This window comes from Stenotrophomonas sp. MH181796 (genome assembly GCF_009659995.1).
Taxonomy (GTDB): Bacteria; Pseudomonadota; Gammaproteobacteria; order Xanthomonadales; family Xanthomonadaceae; genus Stenotrophomonas; species Stenotrophomonas riyadhensis.
Genome location: NZ_RAHU01000008.1, coordinates 119,309 through 139,163 on the forward strand (window position 1 = coordinate 119,309; position 19,855 = coordinate 139,163).

The 19,855-nt window shown below is 68.2% G+C and carries 14 protein-coding genes; 8 read left to right on the forward strand and 6 right to left on the reverse strand.

The features are described from left to right. Positions 1-106: 106 nt before the first annotated feature. Both D5301_RS19870 and plsB read left to right on the forward strand, forming a co-directional pair. Positions 107-1,060 (forward strand): hypothetical protein, encoded by a 954-nt coding sequence (locus D5301_RS19870; RefSeq protein ID WP_153856669.1) that lies wholly within the window; start codon positions 107-109, stop codon positions 1,058-1,060. Continuing rightward, positions 1,060-3,696 carry a glycerol-3-phosphate 1-O-acyltransferase PlsB gene (gene plsB, locus D5301_RS19875; protein ID WP_153856670.1) on the forward strand — a complete coding sequence of 879 codons (2,637 nt, stop codon included), beginning with the start codon at positions 1,060-1,062 and terminating at the stop codon, positions 3,694-3,696. Before D5301_RS19870 ends, plsB begins: the two co-directional genes overlap by 1 nt. An 88-nt stretch (positions 3,697-3,784) precedes the next feature. Here plsB and D5301_RS19880 read toward each other — a convergent pair whose 3' ends face one another. After that, entirely contained in the window at positions 3,785-3,988 is a 204-nt protein-coding gene (locus tag D5301_RS19880) for a YdcH family protein (RefSeq protein WP_004153435.1), read from the reverse strand. A gap of 91 nt (positions 3,989-4,079) precedes the next feature. On the opposite strand from D5301_RS19880, the gene ttcA reads away from it, so the two are divergent. Genes ttcA through D5301_RS19895 form a run of 3 tightly spaced genes read left to right on the forward strand, consistent with a single transcriptional unit; the run spans position 4,080 to position 6,781 of the window. Next, entirely contained in the window at positions 4,080-5,000 is a 921-nt protein-coding gene (gene ttcA / locus D5301_RS19885; RefSeq protein ID WP_180846548.1) for a tRNA 2-thiocytidine(32) synthetase TtcA, read from the forward strand. Between the two features lie 36 nt (positions 5,001-5,036). Then, positions 5,037-5,942 carry a recombination-associated protein RdgC gene (locus tag D5301_RS19890; protein WP_005411825.1) on the forward strand — a complete coding sequence of 302 codons (906 nt, stop codon included), beginning with the start codon at positions 5,037-5,039 and terminating at the stop codon, positions 5,940-5,942. Between the two features lie 59 nt (positions 5,943-6,001). Beyond that, positions 6,002-6,781 carry a SprT family zinc-dependent metalloprotease gene (locus D5301_RS19895; RefSeq protein WP_110710658.1) on the forward strand — a complete coding sequence of 260 codons (780 nt, stop codon included), beginning with the start codon at positions 6,002-6,004 and terminating at the stop codon, positions 6,779-6,781. A 329-nt stretch (positions 6,782-7,110) separates the two neighbouring features. Here the strand turns inward: D5301_RS19895 and D5301_RS19900 are convergent, their stop codons facing one another. Then, the gene (locus D5301_RS19900; RefSeq protein ID WP_110710659.1) at positions 7,111-7,977 is read right to left on the reverse strand and encodes a methylglyoxal synthase; all 867 of its coding nucleotides are present in this window, start codon (positions 7,975-7,977) and stop codon (positions 7,111-7,113) included. A gap of 168 nt (positions 7,978-8,145) precedes the next feature. On the opposite strand from D5301_RS19900, the gene D5301_RS19905 reads away from it, so the two are divergent. Next, entirely contained in the window at positions 8,146-10,551 is a 2,406-nt protein-coding gene (locus tag D5301_RS19905) for an ATP-binding protein (protein WP_164162284.1), read from the forward strand. On the opposite strand, the gene D5301_RS19910 is transcribed toward D5301_RS19905, so the two are convergent. From D5301_RS19910 to D5301_RS19920, 3 genes are all read right to left on the reverse strand, one after another. Continuing rightward, positions 10,537-11,982, reverse strand: coding sequence for an FAD-dependent oxidoreductase (locus tag D5301_RS19910; RefSeq protein ID WP_110710660.1), 1,446 nt, complete (start codon positions 11,980-11,982; stop codon positions 10,537-10,539). The two genes, D5301_RS19905 and D5301_RS19910, sit on opposite strands and share 15 nt — an antisense overlap. Before the next feature lie 61 nt (positions 11,983-12,043). Further along, positions 12,044-16,498 carry a glutamate synthase large subunit gene (gene gltB, locus D5301_RS19915; protein ID WP_153856672.1) on the reverse strand — a complete coding sequence of 1,485 codons (4,455 nt, stop codon included), beginning with the start codon at positions 16,496-16,498 and terminating at the stop codon, positions 12,044-12,046. A 175-nt stretch (positions 16,499-16,673) separates the two neighbouring features. Next, positions 16,674-17,063, reverse strand: coding sequence for an I78 family peptidase inhibitor (locus D5301_RS19920; protein ID WP_153856673.1), 390 nt, complete (start codon positions 17,061-17,063; stop codon positions 16,674-16,676). A gap of 111 nt (positions 17,064-17,174) precedes the next feature. On the opposite strand from D5301_RS19920, the gene D5301_RS19925 reads away from it, so the two are divergent. Further along, a complete protein-coding gene (locus D5301_RS19925; RefSeq protein ID WP_153856674.1) occupies positions 17,175-18,230 on the forward strand; it encodes a DNA topoisomerase IB in 1,056 nt (351 codons plus the stop codon). Here the strand turns inward: D5301_RS19925 and D5301_RS19930 are convergent. Then, positions 18,208-18,516 carry a hypothetical protein gene (locus D5301_RS19930; protein WP_099552786.1) on the reverse strand — a complete coding sequence of 103 codons (309 nt, stop codon included), beginning with the start codon at positions 18,514-18,516 and terminating at the stop codon, positions 18,208-18,210. The genes D5301_RS19925 and D5301_RS19930 overlap by 23 nt on opposite strands. Before the next feature lie 215 nt (positions 18,517-18,731). Between D5301_RS19930 and D5301_RS19935 the strand changes: the two genes are divergently transcribed. Next, the gene (locus tag D5301_RS19935; RefSeq protein ID WP_153856675.1) at positions 18,732-19,838 is read left to right on the forward strand and encodes an SDR family oxidoreductase; all 1,107 of its coding nucleotides are present in this window, start codon (positions 18,732-18,734) and stop codon (positions 19,836-19,838) included. Positions 19,839-19,855: the final 17 nt, after the last annotated feature.

Genomic DNA, 19,855 nt, shown 5'->3' on the forward strand with positions numbered 1-19,855 from the left:
GCGGCAGAAGGGATCTGACCCCATTGGTTGGAAACCGTGACCGCGCGGCTTGCCGCTGTCACGTCGCAGGCCGCAAGATGCGGACCGGTCCGGGGAGTCCGAGTGAATGAGCGTGGCAGTGCGAGGAAGGTCTGCGCGTGGATGGGGGCTGGCAGCCATGCTGTTGCTGGCCGTGGCCGCCTGCCGTGAATCGGTCAACGATCCGGCCAAGCCGGCGGCCGAGCCGGTCGCGGCGGTGCAGGCGATGGCCCTGCGCCTGGCCGAGGACGATCTGGTCGGCTATGCAAAGCTGTCGGTTCCCCCCAGCCAGTACCAGCGCCTGCAGCAGGCCTGGGCCGAGGGCCATAGCCAGTGGCCGCTGACTGAACTGCCACTGGGCGACCAGCTGCTGCCGATGCTGGCCGCACTGCGCAAGCCCAATGCCGGTGCTGAACTGCAGCGCAGCTTCGATCGCCAGCTGGCTGGCCAGGCCAGCGCCGTACGCCAGGCCGCGCAGTCGATGGGCAACTTCGGCGTGCAGTACCTGCGCCACCAGAAGGGCTATACGCCCGGCCAGCAGGCCCATTACATCGCCCTGGTCGAAACCCTCGCCAGCTGGGCGCAGGGCGCGCCGATCAGTGACCGTGCGCGTGCACGCAGCACGATCGCCGCGCTGGTGGGCGCCGCCGGCAAGGTCGGCTTCGATGACGAGGCCGGCCTGCAGGCCGCGGGCATGGAAGGCAGCCTGCAGCAGCTGGCGCCGTTCATCCACACCCTCAAGGCGGTGCTGGGCAGTTACGGGCTGGGCGTGGATGACGCGCTGCGCAGCGTGCGGGGCGAGCTGCTGTCGGTGGAAGGCGACAACGCGCTGGTGCGCCTGCACTACGATCTGGCGGGGCGCGAGATGAGCCTGCAGCTGCCGCTGAGCCGGCGCGAGGGCCATTGGTACCTGACCCGCACCCTGGCCGACACCGATGCCCTGCTGCGCAAGGCCGACGCGGCCCGTGCCGCAGCGGCGCCGGCACCGGCCGAGACCCCGCCCGAGGGTGGGGAAGCGGCAACACTGCCGCCTAAGCCATAATGGCGCCGATGTCGAAACAGAACCCGCTGCCGTTCCCCGGCGAAGAATCCCAGTCGACGCCCGCCGATACGATGCCGGCGTCCCCCTCGACCGGTACCGGCCCGAACCCGGTACCGCCGCCCGCGCACGCGCGTCCGGCCGGCCGCCGCCCGCTGTGGGCTCGGCTGCTCGGCCGTCTGGTCGAGCCGTGGCTGTCGCTGAAGATCGAGCCGGAAGACCCGGGCCAGTACAACGATGGCCGCCCGGTCATGTACGTGCTGGAAGACTACGGCCTGTCCAATGCGCTGATCCTGGACAAGGCCTGCCGCCAGGCCGGCCTGCCGTCGCCGCTGGTGCCGCTGGCCGGTGACCCGACCGGCCGCAAGCGCGCCTACCTGGCGCTGTCGCGGCGCAGCTCCAGCAACTCGCTGATTCCCGAGCAGCGCGGCGCCAAGACCCACTCCGATTCGCTGGCCAAGGTGCTGCAGGCCCATCGCGTGCGCGATGACCTGGACGTGCACCTAGTGCCGGTGTCGATCTTCGTCGGTCGCGCGCCGGACAAGCAGAGCGGCTGGTTCGCCGTGCTGTTCTCGGAAAACTGGGCGCTGGTCGGCCGCTTCCGCCGCCTGCTGGCGGTGCTGCTCAACGGCCGCAGCACCATCGTCCGCTTTGCCCCGCCGATCTCGCTGCGCAGCACCGTGGACGAAGGCCTGGAGCCGGAGCGCACGGTGCGCAAGCTGCAGCGCGTGCTGCGTACCCATTTCCGCCGCATCCGTGAATCGGTGATCGGCCCCGACCTGTCGACGCGGCGCCTGCTGGTCGACCAGGTGCTGGCGGCCGAACCGGTGCGCGAAGCGATCGCCGCACAGGCCAAGCGCGACAATTCGAAGCCGGCCGATGCCTGGAAGAAGGCGCACGCCTACGCCTGGGAAATCGCCGCGGACTATTCCAGCCCGGTGGTGCGTTCGGCCAGCTTCATGCTCAGCCACGTGTGGAACCGCATCTATGCGGGCGTGCTGGTGCACCACCTGGACAAGTTCAAGGCCGCCGCGCCGGGCCATGAAGTGGTCTACGTGCCCAGCCACCGCAGCCACATGGACTACCTGCTGCTGTCGTACCTGCTGTACGACCGTGGCATCGTGCCGCCGCACATCGTGGCGGGCATCAACCTGAACCTGCCGGTGGTCGGCACCCTCCTGCGTAAGGGCGGTGCGTTCTTCATCCGCCGCTCGATCCGTGGCAACGCGCTGTACTCGGCGGTGCTCAGCGAATACGTCGCGCAGCTGGTGGCCGGTGGCTACTCGCTGGAGTACTTCGTCGAAGGCGGCCGCTCGCGTACCGGGCGCCTGCTGCAGCCCAAGGGCGGCATGATCTCGATGACGCTGCGCGCGTTCCTGCGCCAGCCGCGCAAGCCGGTGCTGTTCCAGCCCATCTACATCGGCTACGAGAAGCTGATGGAGGGCGGCAGCTACCTGGACGAACTGTCCGGCCGGCCGAAGGAAAAGGAATCGATCTGGTCGCTGCTGTGGGGCATCCCCAAGGTGCTCAAGCAGAACTACGGCCAGGTGGTGGTGAACTTCGGCGAACCGATCGCGCTGAACGACGTGCTGGCCGAGAAGGCGCCGGAGTGGAAGGGCGAGGCGGTCTCGGAGGACGAGAAGCCGGCGTGGCTGTCGACCACGGTGGATACGCTGGCCGAACGCATCCAGGTGCGCATCAACGGCGCCGCCGACGTCAACCCGATCAACCTGCTGGCGCTGGCCCTGCTGTCCACGCCGAAGCACGCGATGGGCGAGGCCGACCTGATCGCGCAGATCGAGCTGTGCAAGACCCTGCTGGTCGAGATGCCGTATTCGGACCGGGTGACGGTGACCCCGCACTCGCCGGAGCGGATCATCGCCCACGCCGAGGAAATCAACGTCCTCACCCGCATCAAGCACCCGCTGGGCGACGTGCTCAGCGTCAGCGGCGATACCGCGGTGCTGCTCAGCTACTTCCGCAACAACGTGGTGCACCTGTTCACCGCCTCGTCGTGGGTGGCCTGCTGCTTCCAGAACAACCGCCGCATGAGCCGCACCGGCCTGGTCCAGCTGGGCCGTACGGTGTACCCGTTCCTGCAGGCCGAGCTGTTCCTGCCGTGGAGCGAGGACGAGTTCGCCCTGCGCATCGACCGGACCATTGATGTGTTCGTGCGCGAAGGCCTGCTGCAGAACGTCAACGATGACGACGGCGGCATCCTCGCGCGCAATACCGGGCAGACCGACGAGGTATTCCGCCTGCGTGCGATCGGCCATTCGCTGCAGCAGGCGTTCGAGCGCTATTACATCGCCATCTCGGTGCTGGTGAAGAACGGCCCCGGCGTGCTCGGCGCTGCCGAGCTGGAAAGCCTGTGCCAGCAAGCGGCGCAGCGGCTGAGCCTGCTGTATGCACCGGCGGCACCGGAGTTCTTCGACAAGTCCCTGTTCCGCGGCTTCATCCAGAAGCTGCGCGAGCTGCGCCTGGTGTGGCCGGACGAGAACAGCAAGCTGCTGTTCGACGAACGCCTCGATGCCTGGGCCAAGGATGCCAAGTTCATCCTGGGCCGCGAGCTGCGCCACACCATCGAACGGGTCAGCCCGGAAGCGGCACGCCCGGACGAGCCTGCGCCGCAGGATTGAAGGCAGCGCCGGGCGATGCGGTGGGTGTGGACCTTGGTCCACACCTTCCAGCCGTGCCAACCAAGGTTGGCACCCACGAGGGCCGTCTTTAGGCCGGCTCGTCGGGAATCTGCAGGCTTTCCAGCCTGGCGATGCAGTCCTTCAGCTGCAGCTTGCGCCGCTTCAGGCGCTTGGATTCCAGTTCATCCTCGCCATTGGCCGCCATGCGGGTGATCTGTTCATCCAGCAGGCGGTGCTCGGCGCGCAGGGCGGCGAGGTGCTCGACGATCTCGGCGGGGCTGTAGGTGTCCACAGCCTCCGAGCATACACAGCGTTGATGACTGCCGGGAGAGGGGAATCCCGACCCCCGGCCGTGGCCGCTCCGAGCCGTTAGAATGGAGCCCATGAGTGCCGTGATTTCCCTTCCCGATCCCCAGCCGCGTGCCGTCCGCGATCCGCGCGTGGCCGAGCGCGAGCAGCACAAGCTGGCCAAGCGCCTGCGCCGCCAGGTCGGCGAGGCGATTGCCGACTTCGGCATGATCGAGGCCGGCGACAAGGTCATGGTCTGCCTGTCCGGCGGCAAGGACAGCTACACCCTGCTGGACGTGCTGCTGCAGCTGCAGAAGAAGGCGCCGGTGCCGTTCGAGCTGGTGGCGGTGAACCTGGACCAGAAGCAGCCGGACTTCCCCGAGCACGTACTGCCGGAATACCTGGCAGGCCTGGGCGTGCCGTACCACATCATCGAGCAGGACACCTATTCGGTGGTCAGCCGGGTCATTCCGGAAGGCAAGACCATGTGTTCGCTGTGCTCGCGGCTGCGTCGTGGCGCGCTGTACAACTACGCCGAGACCCACGGCTTCACCAAGATCGCGCTGGGCCACCACCGCGACGACATGGTGGCCACGTTCTTCATGAACCTGTTCCACCACGCCAAGCTGTCGGGCATGCCGCCGAAGCTGCGCAGCGATGATGGCAAACACGTGGTGATCCGGCCGCTGGCCTACGTGCGCGAAAGCGACATCGTCGAGTACGCACAGGCACGCCAGTTCCCGATCATTCCCTGCAACCTGTGCGGCAGCCAGGAGAACCTGCAGCGCCGCCAGGTCGGCCTGATGCTGAAGCAGTGGGAAAAGGACCACCCGGGCCGCATCGAGCAGATCGCGCGTGCCATGGGCGAAGTTCGGCCCTCGCAGCTGGCCGACACCACCCTGTTCGACTTCATGGCGCTGGGCCGTCGCGACGACGCGCCGCTGCCCGATGCCCATGCCTGGCTGGCCGGCTCCCCGGCCGACGCCGACGCAGATCCCGAGACGCCCACCGTCTAAGGTCCGTCGCCCTTCCTCTTTGCCATCCGGAATTCCATGTTCTTTCGCAACCTGACGTTCTTCCGTTTCCCGACCACCACCGATTTTTCCGAAGTCGATACCCTGCTGCCGCACGCCCTGCTGAAGCCGGTCGGCGCGCTGGAAATGAATTCGCGCGGCTTCATCTCGCCGTTCGGCCGCGAGGAGAAGGAACTGCTCTCCCACCGCATCGCCGAACACCTGTGGCTGACCGTGGGCGGCGAGGACAAGATCCTGCCGGCGGCCGTGGTCAACGACCTGCTTGAGCGCAAGCTGGAGGAGATCGAGGAGAAGGAAGGCCGCCGCCCGGGTGGCCGCGAACGCAAGCGCATGAAGGACGACCTGCTGCATGAACTGCTGCCGCGTGCCTTCGTGAAGTCCTCGCGCAACGACGCCTTCATCGACCTGCAGCACGGCTACGTCGCGGTGGATACCTCCAGCCGCAAGACCGGCGAGTACTTCATGTCCGACATCCGCGGCCTGCTCGGCAGCTTCCCGGCGATGCCGCTGAACGCCGAAGTCGCACCGCGTTCGATCCTGACCGGCTGGATCGCCGGCGAGCCGCTGCCGACCGGGCTGAGCCTGGGCGAAGAATGCGAGATGAAGGACCCGGTGGAGGGCGGTGCGGTGGTCAAGTGCCAGCACCAGGAACTGCGCTGCGACGAGATCGACAAGCACCTGGACGCCGGCAAGCAGGTGACCAAGCTGGCGCTGATCTTCGAGGACAACCTGTCCTTCGTCATCGGCGACGACCTGATCGTGCGCAAGCTGAAGTTCCTCGACGGCGCCCTGGACCAGCTGGAGCATGCCGACGAAGACGGCCGCCGCGCCGAGTTCGATGCCCGCTTCGCCCTGCAGAGTGCCGAGATCCGCCGCCTGTTCCTGTTGCTGGAAGAAGCCTTCAAGCTCAGCAAGGCTGACTGAACAGGCAGCCCGACGGCCGCCGGTCATCCGGCGGCCCGAAGCGGCGCTATGCTGGGCGCATGAGCCGTCTGCTGCGCCGCCTGATCAGCCCGACCCCGCCCGCCACCGTACAGCGCGACACCGTTCGCCTGCGCCTGGAGGATGCCGAGATCGAGGTACTGCGCGTGCGTGATCCACGCGCGCGCCGCATCAAGCTGAGCGTGGACGAACGCGGCGCACGCTTGACCCTGCCACCGCGCGCAAGCCTGGTGATGGGCGAACGCTTCCTGGAACAGCACCGCGACTGGCTGGCATTGCAGCTGCGCCAGTACCAGGGCCAGGGCCTGCCGGCACCGCTGCGGCCGGGCGAAGACGGCGTGCTGCCACTGCGCGGCGAACTGTTGCCGCTGCGCTGGCAGGAAGGCCGCTACGCGCGCCTGGAGATCGACGCGCATGGTGCCTGCGTGCAGTGGCCGACCCGTGGTGGTGACGCCACCCTGCGTCGCCTGCTGCGCGAGTTCTACGAAGCACAGACCCGCGCCGACGTCGGCCGCTGGCTGCCGAAGTACCTGCCCACCCTGCCGCGCGCACCCAGCCGCCTGCGCCTGAAGGTGATGTCCTCGCAATGGGGCTCACTTGCGCCGGATGGCAGCATGGCACTGGACCTGGCACTCGTACTCGGCCGTTCGGCCGCGTTCGAGTACGTGCTGGTGCACGAACTCTGCCACCTGATCCAGCCGAATCACTCACCCGCGTTCTGGCACGAAGTGGAACAGCGCTTCCCCGCCTGGCGCGAACAGCGCGATTACTTCCAGCTCGAAGGGCGCCGCTTGAAAGCTATGCTCCGCCAGCTGTTGTAGAGCCGAGCCTATGCTCGGCTAACGCGCGCAGCGCGGATATTCAGCCCTCGCGATCAACAGCAGCCGAGCATGGCTCGGCTCTACAAAAGCGCGCGCAGCGCGCGACCCGCTTTCGCTCCTGCTCTTCTTTCTTTCTTCCGTGGTGGGCACACCGGAAACTGTCGAAGGACGGGATGGGTGGGATTGCGGGGGTGTCCGCGGCATGGATGCCGCGGCCAAGCCCCCATGGATGGGTTCACGGCGTCCCCCGCAATTCCACCCGTCCCGGCCAACCTCATGACCGCGCAGGCCCCACCCACCACGAGGGGCTCAGCCGTTGGCCGAAACCCTCACCCCGCCCGCAACGCCGCCGCCGTCGCCCACCGCGCCGCCACCCGCGGCGCTGTAATGCACACCGCCTGATCGGTCACCGTCGTCACCGCGCGCTCCAGCAGCTGGATATCCGCCTCATGCTGGCGCGCCACGTGTGGATCCTCGAAGAAGATCGCGCGCTGGCAACGCCCCTCCAGCACCCGGTCGGCAATCTGCGCATCACCCCCCATCGGGCCGCTCTGGTAGCGCGTCACCCACGGCGCATCACTGGGCCAGCCGCGGCCCCAGGCCAGTTCGTTCAAGCGCTGGCCAGTGGTGCCGGTCGCCACGCGCTCGCCGAACCGTGCCAGCACATCGAAGTGCTCGTCGGCGAAGGCCAGCATCGCCGGCTTCATCGCGTCGTGCGCGATCAGCGCCAGCGTCTGTCCTTCGAACGCATGCAGGTCGTCGGCGCCAGCATCGGCAGCCAGTCCAGCATGGATGCGCTCCACCTCCACCCAGTCGCGTGCGGTGGCCACAGTCGAAATGAACGGCTTGCCGTGGATCACGCACTGCCGTTTCAATGCCGTGGCTTCCGGAAACACCGAGGACGGATCGACCGGATCGATCAGATAGATCGCACCATCCAGTGTCCGCTCCGGGCCCATCCCGACCACCTCGGCCACCAGTTTCATCAAGCCACCCTCGCGGCCATAGGGATAGCGGTGCAGGCCGCCATAGCCGGCCAGGAATCCCTGCCGTTCGATCGCATCGTGGGTGCGCCCGACCGCATGCAGTGACACCCCCAGTTCGCGCAGGCCGGGTTCGCTGACACGCAGCCAGCGGAACAGGGCGGCGCGCGCGTCGTGGTGGTGGAGACGGTTGGCAGCCAGGCCGATGCGCATCGAAAGCTCCGCTGATACGGGTGAAGGCGGCAGTGTATGTCGGCATTCCCCTTTCCGGATGCTTTTACAACTTTCTTCATTGCGGCCTGTCCACACGTCGCTAGCGTGGCAGGCAGCGGTACCGCTGCGCGGCCGTGTACTTCCGCCCGCGAAATGAGGATGCCCATCGTGAACGTCGCTGGCCTGCCTGCCGCTGTGGTCATGGCCTGCCTGCTGCTGCCTGCGACTGCCGCCGCCGCTGGCTGTGAGTCGCCACTGCGCATCGCGTGGCCTGCCGACCGCGCACCGTTGTCCTCCAGTGAGCAGGGCCAGGCGCGTGGGCTCAGCGCAGGGTACCTGGCACTGCTGGAAGCACAGCGTCCGCTGCAGATGCAGCCGTTGCCGGGCGTTGCGGTGGCCGAGGGGGCATTGCCCCACGGCACCCAGGCACTGCTGGGGTGGCCACGCTCACAGGTGCCCGTCGGCTGGGTGGCCAGCGCGCCCTACCTGCAGCTGCCGCAGGTGATCGTGCGGCGCCGGGATGCGCCACCGGTCATCGGACTTGAGGCGCTGCGCGGGCGCACCGTGGCCAGTCCCGACCCACTGCCGCTGGCTGCGCCGCTGGCCGAGCAGGCGCCCGGTGCGCAACTGCTGCCCCCCGCACCGATGGACCACGCGCTGTCGCTGCTGGGCACCGGCCTGGTCGACGCGGTGATCGCCAATCTCGGCGAGGTCGAGGCCGCGTTGCGCCGCTACCAGGGAGACCCGCTGGTGGTCGCGGCACCGGCGGGAATCGACGACGCGCTGGTGCTGGCCACCGTGCCCGCCTGTGCCGATGTCATCCGCGGGTTCGACCACGCCGTGTCGCAGCTGAGTGATTCGCAGCGCGAGGCGATCCGTGCAGCCTGGTTGCCGGCCGTGCCACGCAGCCAGTCGCCATCGTCACCCTTGCGCTGGCTGGTACCGGCCTCGCTGATCCTGCTGGCGCTCGCATTGGTATACGCCTTCGGCTATTGGCGCGTGCATCGTGAAAGCGCGCGCCGCCGCGTAGCCGCGCAACGCCTGCAGGAGGTAACCTCGAATCTGCCTGCCGTGGTCTACCAGGCACGACGCTCCGCCGCGGGCTATTACAGTTTTCCGCAGATTGCAGGTGACGTGCAGACCTTGTTCGGGATCAGCGTGGAAACCGCACTGATCGACCAGCAGCGCCTGCTGGCAGCGGTCCACCCTGATGATCGCAATCGGCTGATGGACGCGGTCGATGCCGCCGCGCTGGCGCGTGGCCCGATCGACGTCACCTTCCGCACGCGATCGCCACAGGGCTGGCGTTGGGTGCGCTCACATGGGCGGCCGCTGTCCTGCGATGACGGCGATGTCGAATGGAGTGGCTACTGGATCGACGTCAGCGAAGCCCAGTCGCGCACCCGCGCACTGGCCGAAGCGCGCCGGGAGGCCGAGCAGGCAGCGCAGGCCAAGACCCACTTCCTGGCCACGATGAGCCACGAGATCCGCACGCCGATGAGCACCCTGCTGGGCATGCTCGAACGATTGGCCGGCAGCGCGCTGGACCCGGGCCAGCAGCAGGTGCTGGCGACGGTCGGTGATGCAGCGCGGATGCTGCGGCAGATTCTCGACGATGTGCTGCACAGCCAGCGATTGCAGGTTGCACCGCTGCAGCTGCGGCCCACGGACCTGGGGGCACTGGTGCGGGCGGTGCAGCAGCTGTTGATGCCGGTGGCGGCCAGCCGTGGTCTGTACCTGCGCGCCGAGCTGGATCCGGCGTTGCAGGTTGGATCGCTTGCCGACGGCCTGCGCCTGCGCCAGATCCTGTTCAACCTTGCCGGCAACGCGCTCAAGTTCACCGAGCACGGAGGCGTGGAACTGCGGGTGCAGGTGCTGCGGCCGTTCGATGGCGGCCAGCGCCTGCGCCTGCAGGTGAGTGACAGCGGTGTGGGCATCAGTCCGGAACGGCAGCAGGCCGTGTTTGCCGCTTACACCCAGGCCGAGGCATCCACAACGCGCCGCTTCGGCGGCAGCGGCCTGGGCCTGGCGATCTGCCGCGAGCTGGCCGAGTCGATGGGCGCGGACCTGCAACTGTGCAGTACGCCAGGCGAGGGCACCACGGTAAGGATGGAGCTGGAGCTGGCTGCCTGTGCGTTGCCCGTGGAGCCACTGCCTCTGCCGATCGTGGCAACGCGGCGGCTGTCACCGGCCCGGGTACTGGTGGCCGATGACCATCCCACCAACCTGCTCCTGCTGGAGCAGCGCCTGTGCGACCTGGGACTGCAGGTGCATGCCTGCGAGGATGGACGGCAGGCCCTGGAGGCCTGGCGGGCGCAATCGTTCGACCTGGTCATCACCGACTGCCACATGCCGCACATGGACGGCTTCGCGCTGGCACGGGCGATCCGCGCCGACGCTTGCCCGACGCGTGCGCAGGTGCCGATCATCGCCCTCACTGCCAGCGTGCTGGATCGCACCCGCGAGGCCTGTCGTGCCGCCGGCATCGACCACTTCCTGGCCAAGCCGGTGGAAACCCAGGAACTGCGTGCGCTGTTGACCGTGCTGCTTGCGCCGGATTCAGCGGCTCAGTAGCCGCACGATGCTGGCAGCGGCGTCGCGGCCTTCGGCCACGGCGGTCACCACCAGGTCGGCGCCGCGCACCGCATCACCACCGGCGAACAGGCGCGGATGCGCGGTCTGGAACGGCAGGCGGTCCTTGCCACCGGCCACGATGCGGCCATTGGACTGGCCTTCCACGCCCAGTTCGGCCAGCCACGCCGGCACGCTGGGCGAGAAGCCGAAGGCGATGATCACCACATCCGCCTCCAGCAGCGATTCACTGCCGTCGATCGGCACCGCGTTCTGGCGGCCATTGGCATCGGGCTCGCCCAGCCGGGTTTCCACCACGGTCACGCCGATCACTTCATCGTCGGCGCCGGCTTCGATCGACAGCGGCTGGCGGTTGAACAGGAAGCGCACGCCTTCCTCGCGTGCATTGGCTACTTCGCGCGCGCTGCCAGGCATGTTGGCTTCGTCGCGGCGATAGGCGCAGGTGACCTTGGCCGCGCCCAGGCGCACCGCGCTGCGCACGCAGTCCATGCCGGTATCGCCACCACCGAGCACCACCACGCGCTTGCCGTTGAGGTCGGGCAGGGCGATGGTGTCTTCCCAGCCGGCAATCGGCCGACCCTTCGGGTCATCGCCGCCAACGATGCGGCTGTTCTGCACCAGGAACGGCAGGGCCGGCAGCACGCCCTTCAGGTCCTGGCCGTCGAGGCCACCGTCGGTGTAGCGGTAGGCGCCGGTGCCGACGAACACCGCATCGTGGGTCTCCAGCAACTGCTGCACGCTGAGGTCACGGCCGATCTCCACGCCGAGGCGGAACTGCACGCCCATGCCCTCCAGCACTTCGCGGCGGCGATGGATCACGTCCTTGTCCAGCTTGAAGCTGGGAATGCCGAACTGCAGCAGGCCGCCGATCTGCTCATAGCGGTCATAGACCACGGCGGCGATGCCGGCGCGGGCCAGGCGGTCGGCACAGGCCAGCCCGGCCGGGCCCGCACCGATCACCGCCACGCTGTGGCGGGTCGGCTGTACCGCGCCCAGGTCCGGGCGCCAGCCACTGGCCAGTGCGGTATCGACGATGTACTTCTCCACCGCGCCGATGGTGACCGCACCGAACTCCTCCAGCGTGCAGCTGCCTTCGCACAGGCGGTCCTGCGGGCACACGCGGCCGCACACTTCCGGCAGCGGGTTGGTGCTGTGGCACAGCGTGGCCGCCTCATGGATGCGGTTCTCCTGCACCAGCTGCAGCCACTGGGGGATGGCGTTGTGCACCGGGCACTTCCAGCTGCAGTACGGGTTGCCGCAATCCAGGCAGCGGCCGGCCTGGTACTGGGCATCCTCCTTGCCGAACTTGCCGTACAGCTCGCCCCAGTCGCCGGACGTGCGCAGTTCCACCGGGATGCGCTGCGGCATGGTGCGGGGCAGGTCGAGGAACTGGAAGGCGTGCTTGCGGCTCATGGCGGGCTCTGGAATGCAAGGGGGAACGTTGCCGGCCAGCGGCCGGCACTACCGGAAAACATCACGCGGCGCGTCGCAGGGTTTCGGTCAGCGACTCGATGCTGGCGGCCTTGGGTTTGACCAGCCAGAACTTGCCGATGTAGTCGCGGAACTCGTCCAGGATCTGCTGCGCCCAGATGCTGCCGGTCAGTTCGCGATGGCGGCCGATCAGGCGGTGCAGGTGCTGGCGGTAGTTCTCGAAGCCTTCGGCGGACACGCGATGGATGTCGATCAGCTCGTGGTTGTAGCGGTCGACGAAATCGCGGTCGACGTCCAGCACGTAGGCCAGCCCGCCGGTGAAACCGGCACCGAAGTTCAGGCCGACCTTGCCCAGCACCAGCACCACGCCATCAGTCATGTACTCGCAGCAGTGGTCACCGGCGCCTTCCACCACCGCCAGCGCGCCGGAATTGCGCACGGCGAAACGTTCGCCGGCACGACCGGCAGCGAACAGTTCACCGCCGGTGGCACCGTACAGGCAGGTGTTGCCGATGATCGCGGTGCTGCGTGCCTCGAAGCGGGCGCCACGCGGTGGACGCACCACCAGTCGGCCGCCGGCCATGCCCTTGCCGACGTAGTCGTTGGCTTCGCCTTCCACTTCCAGGTGCAGGCCACCGACGTTGAACGCGCCGAAGCTCTGCCCGGCACTGCCGCGGAAACGCAGTTCCAGCGGCGCCTCGGCCATGCCCTGGTTACCGTGTGCGCGTGCCACCGCACCGGCCAGGCGGGTGCCGATGCTGCGGTCGGTGTTGTGGATCAGGAAGCGATGTTCGCCACCGCGCTTGTGTTCGATGGCCGGGGCCAGCAGGCCGTCCATCTGCGTGGCCAGGCTGTCCGGCGATTCGTACAGGCGCTGCGCGGCACAGTGACTGCCCTCGTAGCGGGCATCGGCCAGCAGGCGTGACAGGTCCACGCGCACGCCGTCGCGCGGCGCGGCGTCGATCTGCCGCAGCAGGTCGGTACGGCCGACGATCTCTTCCAGCGAACGCGCGCCCAGGTACGACAGCCAGCCACGTACTTCCTCGGCCAGCAGGCGGAAGAAGTTCTCCACGCGCTCGGGCTGGCCGGTGAAGTGGTTCTCGCGCAGGCGCTCGTCCTGGGTGGCCACGCCGGTGGCGCAGTTGTTGAGGTGGCAGATGCGCAGGTACTTGCAGCCCAGCACGATCATCGGTGCGGTGCCGAAGCCGAAACTGTCCGCACCCAGCAGCGCGGCCTTGACCACGTCCAGGCCGGTCTTCAGGCCGCCGTCGGTCTGCAGCAGGGTACGCCCGCGCAGGTCGTTGGCCAGCAGCGCCTGGTGCGCTTCGGCCACGCCCAGTTCCCACGGTACGCCGGCATAGCGGATCGAGCTGACCGGCGACGCGCCGGTGCCGCCGTCATGGCCGGAGATGGTGATCAGGTCCGCACCGGCCTTGACCACGCCCGCGGCAATCGTGCCGACGCCGGCATGGCTGACCAGCTTCACCGACACCAGCGCGGTCGGGTTGACCTGCTTGAGGTCGTAGATCAGCTGCGCCAGGTCCTCGATCGAATAGATGTCGTGGTGCGGCGGCGGCGAAATCAGGCCGATGCCCGGACGCGCATAGCGCAGCCGCGCGATCAGTTCGTTGACCTTGTGGCCGGGCAGCTGGCCACCTTCGCCGGGCTTGGCACCCTGCGCGACCTTGATCTGCAGTACCTCGGCATTGACCAGGTATTCGGCGGTGACGCCGAAGCGGCCCGAGGCCACCTGCTTGATCTTGCTGCGCTTGGCGGTGCCATAGCGTGCGGGGTCTTCGCCGCCTTCGCCGGAATTGCTGCGGCCACCGAGGCGGTTCATCGCAATCGCCAGTGCCTCGTGTGCTTCCGGTGACAGCGCACCGAGACTGATCGCCGCGGTATCGAAGCGCGGAAACAGTTCGCTGGCCGGTGCCACGTCATCGATCGGCGTCGGCGAGGCGGCCGGTACCAGCTGCAGCAGGTCGCGCAGTGCAGACGGCGGGCGCGCATGCACGGCATCGCAGTACTGCTGCCAGGCACGCGGGTCACCGCTGCGCGCCGCGCGCTGCAGGGTGGTGACCACGTCCGGGTTGTACATGTGGTACTCGCCGCCGTGCACGTACTTCAGCAGGCCGCCGACATCCACGTCCTGCTGCGCGTCCCAGGCCTGCGCGCACAGCTCGCGTGCGTCGGCATCCAGGCGCGCGAAACCGGCACCGCCGATGCGCGAAGCGGTATCCGGGAAGCACAGGTCCACGACCTCCGGTTCCAGGCCGATGATCTCGAACAGCTGCGCGCCGCGATAGCTGGCCACGGTACAGATGCCCATCTTCGAGATGATCTTGGACAGGCCCTTGTACACGCCCTTGCGATAGCGGCGGCCGATCTGCGACTGCTCACCCCCCTTGCTCAGCTTGAGGATGCCGCGGCGGCCCAGGTCGAACAGGGTCTGGTAGGCCAGGTACGGATACACCGCGGTGGCGCCGAAGCCGAGCAGGCAGGCCATGTGGTGCGGGTCGCGCGCGGTGCCGGTCTCGACGATGAGATTCACGTCGCAGCGCAGGCCCAGCCGCGAGAGGTGGTGGTGGACGGCACTGGTGGCCAGCAGCGCATGCACCATCGGCCGCCCGGCCACCGGGTAGCGGTCGGACAACAGCAGCATCACCATGCCCTCGCGGGCGGCCTGTTCGGCTTCGGCGCAGATGCGCTCGATGCCGGCGCGCAGGCCTTCGTCCTCGCCGTAGGACAGGTCGAGCAGGCGGTTGGCCTGCACGTACTGGTCCATCTTCAGCAGCTGGCGCAGCTTGCGCTGGCTCAGTACCGGCGAGTTGAGGATGACGTGGTTCACCGTCTCCGGGCCGGCATGGAAGATGTTGGTCTCCCTGCCGAGCTGGGTGGACAGCGACATCGCACAGTCTTCGCGCAGCGGATCGATCGGCGGGTTGGTGACCTGCGCAAAGGCCTGGCGGAAGTAGTCATACAGCGGGCGGCTGCGCTGGCTCAGCACTGCCATCGGCGTGTCGTCGCCCATCGAGCCGGTGGCTTCCTGTTCGGTTTCGGCCAGCGGCCGCAGCACCTGTTCCACTTCCTCGCTGCTGAGCTGGTACAGCTTGTGGTAGCTGCGCAGGGTGCCTTCGTCGAAGGGCTCTTCCACCAGCGATGGATCGATCAGTTCGGTCTGCAGGTAGGTCACGCCCTGTTGCAGCCACTGCTTGTACGGCGCGCGGCCACGGTTGATGCGGTCCACCGCATCGGAGTCGAGCAGGTCGCCGCGCTTGAGATCGATGGCGATCATCTCGCCCGGGCCGAGCTTGCCCTTGCGCACCACGCGCTCGGTCGGCACTTCCCACACGCCCGCTTCGGAGGCGACCAGGAAGTGGCGGTCGGCGGTCAGCATCCAGCGCGCCGGGCGCAGGCCGTTGCGGTCCAGCGTACACACCGCATAGCGGCTGTCGCAGGCGACGATGCCGGCCGGGCCATCCCACGGTTCGCTGTTCAGGCCGTGGAATTCGTAGAACGCGGCCAGGTCCGGATCCTTGAATTCCAGTGATTGCGTGGCCGGCGGCACCAGGATGCGCAGCGCCTGGATCAGCTCCATGCCTCCGGCGACCATCAGCTCCAGCATGTTGTCCAGGCTCTGCGAGTCCGAGCCATGCATGGAGATGACCGGGTCGAACTCGGCGATGTCGAAGCGCGGCGTCTTCCACACCTTGCTGCGCGCCTGCGCCCAACGCCGGTTGCCTTCGATGGTGTTGATCTCGCCGTTGTGGGCGAGCATGCGGAACGGGTGCGCCAGCGGCCAGCGCGGCAGCGTGTTGGTGGAGAAGCGCTGGTGGAACACGATCGCGCTGGAGGCCAGCTCGCGGCGCTGCAGGTCCGGGAAGAAGCGGCTGAGCTTGTCCGGCAGCACCATGCCCTTGTAGCTGATCGCATCCGGGGTGAGGGTGGTGACGTAGAAGTCGGCGTGTTCGCGCAGCTGCTGTTCGCTGCGGCGGCGGGCCAGGAACAGCGCCAGCGCGAAGCCGGCATCATCCTGGCCGATGCCCGCGTCCACGAACACCTGCTCGATGCGCGGCAGCGTGTCGCGCGCGAGCTGGCCGCAGACGCTGTCATCGGTGGGCACCTCGCGCCAGCCGGCGACCTTGCAACCTACGGCCTCCACCTGCGCCTGCAGCTGCGCGCGGCATGCCTGCGCGGCATCGGCGTCGTGCGGCAGGAACACCACGCCGGCGGCGAAACGTGCGGCGACGCTGATGCCGGCTTCACTGGCGAGCAGTTTCAGGAACGCATCCGGGCGGCGCAGCAGCAGGCCGCAGCCATCACCGGTCAGGCCATCGGCGGCGACACCGCCACGGTGGGTCATGCGCGAAAGCGCGGCGATGGCGGTATCAACCAACAGGCGCGATGGTTGATCGTCGAGCTGGGCGACCATGCCAAATCCACAGGCATCGCGCTCGGAGCGCGGGTCGTAAAGCCCTTGGCGGTTGCGGGGGGCCATCTCTACCTCGATGCGGAATGAATTGAACGGGGACACTCAAGCCCGCTCAATCCCTGGAGCGCATCGTGAGGCCACCGGATGCCTCGACTAGATCACAGGTTGCTGCAACGCCGCAATACACGGTTGCAGGTGCAACAGAAAGCGCCGGCACCCGTGTGCCGGCGCGGGGTCTGACTCAGCCGCAGCGCGCGCCACTGACGGCGCCCTTGTCGTCCACTTCGATGTTCAGGCGGTCGCCGAGGAACTCCATCGTGGCCACGTCGTTGGGCTTGAGCACGCGCACCTGGCTGGCGCCGGCGTCTTCCTGCGCCTGCTTGCCGAGCGCGTCGGTGTAGGCCTGGCCGACCAGGCTCTGCACCTGGCTGGCGTCGCAGGTGCCGACCGGCGGTGCCTCGGTGGCCTTGCCGGTGTCGTCGGCCGGTGCCTTGGCGGCCTCGGCCGCCTGCTGGGCATGGGCGGTGGCCGAATCCTGTTCGTCCAGCGCCGGTGCCTGGCAGGCGGTCAGCGCCAGCACGGCCGGCAGCAACAGGGCGGAGAGCGAACGGGCGCGAATCGGGAACGACATCATGACTCCGGAAGGGGTTGTGAAGACCCGAGCATAGCGGCGAACCGGCCCTCACGTGTTTGTCTTGTGTTATCGACAGGATCGCGGCATGTCGACGGCGACACTACTGGCATGCCAACCCCCTCCACCCCCGAACGACAGGCCGCGCGCGCGGCTGGCCTGCGCTATGTCGACGATACCCAGCCGGGCATCAGCCGCCGCCGCGCCGGCAAGGGTTTCAGTTACCGCGATGCCGATGGCCACGCGATACGCGACGCCACCACCCTGCAACGCATCCGTGCGCTGGCGATCCCGCCGGCCTATACCGCGGTGTGGATCTGTACCCACGCCAATGGCCACCTGCAGGCCACAGGGCGCGATGCGCGCGGGCGCAAGCAGTACCGCTACCACGCCGACTGGGCCAAGGAGCGCGACGCCGGCAAGTTCGACCGCATCATCGCGTTTGGCGAGGCCTTGCCCATGCTGCGCAGGCGCCTGTCGCGTGACCTCAAGCGGCCAGGCTTCCCGCGCGAGAAGGTGCTGGCGGTGGTGGTCGCGCTGTTGGCCGACACCCTGGTGCGGGTCGGCAACGAGACCTACGCCCAGCAGAACCGTTCGTTCGGACTGACCACGCTGCGCAACCGCCATCTGGAGCTGCTGCGTGGCGGCCGGGTACGCATGCGCTTCCGTGGCAAGTCCGGCCAGCTGCAGGACGTGACCGTGGGCGATCGCAGGCTGGGACTGCTGGTACGGCGCCTGCAGCAGTTGTCCGGGCAGGCGTTGTTCCAGTACCGCGACGATGAAGGTGCGCTGCAGCCGGTGGATTCCGGTGCAGTGAACGACTATCTGCGCGAGGTGATGGGCGAGGACTTCACCGCCAAGGATTTCCGCACCTGGGGCGGTACCGTGGCCGCGGTGCAGGCGTTCGCCGCCACCGAGCTGCCGGAACCGGCCAGCCAGCGCGCGCTGGCGCAGGCGCAGCGCGCGGTGGTGTGCGAGGTGGCGGCGCTGCTGGGCAATACCCCGGCGGTATGCCGCAAGGCCTACATCGATCCGTGCGTGTTCGCCGGCTGGGAGCGCGGCGAACTGGCGAAGCTGGCCGGCCTGCGCGGGCCGCGCCAGTGGGAACAGGCCACCCTGCGCGTGATGCGCAGGGCGCGCCGGCTCAGCCGCAGTAGATCGCGGTGATGTTGTTGGTGCGGCCCTTCTCGATGGTCAGGCGGTCACCGCCTTCGTGCGCCGGTGGCACCCGCGGACCGTCGTGACGCAGCACCCGTACATGCAGGCTGTCGCTGTCCACGCGGGCGCGGGCCACGGTGGCATCCGAGGCGGCCAGGCCGAGTGCGCCACGCACCATGTCGCTATGGCACTGGCCGGAAATCACGCCGTCGATCGGCTGCACCTGGGCCATCGGTGTGCTGCTGCAGGCGGCGAGGGCGAAGCAGACGGCGGCGGTGGCGATGGCATGTTTCATGGAGGCGTTCCTTGTGTGGTTGCGTGCAGCGTGCGACGGCGCACGTGGTGGCGGAATGAATACCGTGCACATCGTGGACACGGTGCGCTCACTGCCGCCAACAGCATAGGTGGAGACACTGCAGGCGCGGCGGATGCCGCCCCGGTAGTGCGGCGCCCGCGCCCGGTAGTGCCGGCCGCTGGCCGGCAACCCCATTCCCCCCCGAGGAGACCTGCATGGCCACCGCCAAGAAGACCCCCGTCCGCCGCAAGGCATCGCCGAAGGTGCGCAAAGGCAGCACCGCAACCAAGACCGTCGCCGACCCCGACCGCCCGCGCGTGGTGAAGACCGCAACCCGCAAGGCGGCTGCCAGCGATCCGCGGGCAGCGCGCGTCGCAGCACGGCAACGGCGCCTGCAGGACCAGGAGAAGGCCAAGGACGCCCGCGCGGCCAAGAAGGCAACAAAGAAGACCGCGACCCAGGCCGGCGCACGCCGTCAACCAGAGGCGATGCCGGCGCAGCAGCTGGCCAAGCCTGGGCATGAACACGAACTGGAGCTGGCGCCGCGTTTTCTTGCACCGGACTACGCCGGCAGCGGCAAGCTGCAGGGCATGCGTGCAATCGTCACCGGTGGCGATTCCGGCATCGGCCGTGCAGTGGCGGTGCTGTTCGCACGCGAAGGCGCCGATGTGGCAGTACTGCATCTGGACGAGGCCGAGGACGCGGACATCACCCGCCAGCACGTGGAGCGCGAAGGCGGCCGCTGCGTGGTGATCGCCGGCGATGTGCGTGATCCGCGCTTCTGCAACAAGGCGGTCAAGCAGGTGGCCAAGGCGTTCGGCGGCATCGACATCCTGGTCAACAATGCCGCGTTCCAGCTGCACTGCGAACGGCTGGAAGACCTGGAAGATGCGCATCTGCAGGAAACCCTGCAGACCAACATCGGCGGTTACATCCAGATGGCGCGCGCGGTACTGCCGCATCTGGGCGACGGCGCAAGCATCATCAACACGGGCTCGGAAACCGGCATTTTCGGCAGCAAGGCGCTGATCGACTACTCCGCCACCAAGGGCGCGATCCATGCGTTCACCAAGTCGCTGGCCAGCCAGCTGCTGCCACGTGGCATCCGGGTCAACTGCGTGGCGCCGGGACCGGTGTGGACGCCGCTGAACCCGGCCGACAAGCAGGCCGAGGATGTCGCCGAGTTCGGCAAGGACAGCGATATGGGCCGGCCTGCACAGCCCGAAGAGCTGTCGCCCGCGTATGTGTTCCTGGCCTCGCCGGTCTGTGCCAGTTACATCAGCGGGGTGATCCTGCCGGTGATGGGTGGGCCGCGGGGCTGAGCCGACGGTAGTGCCGG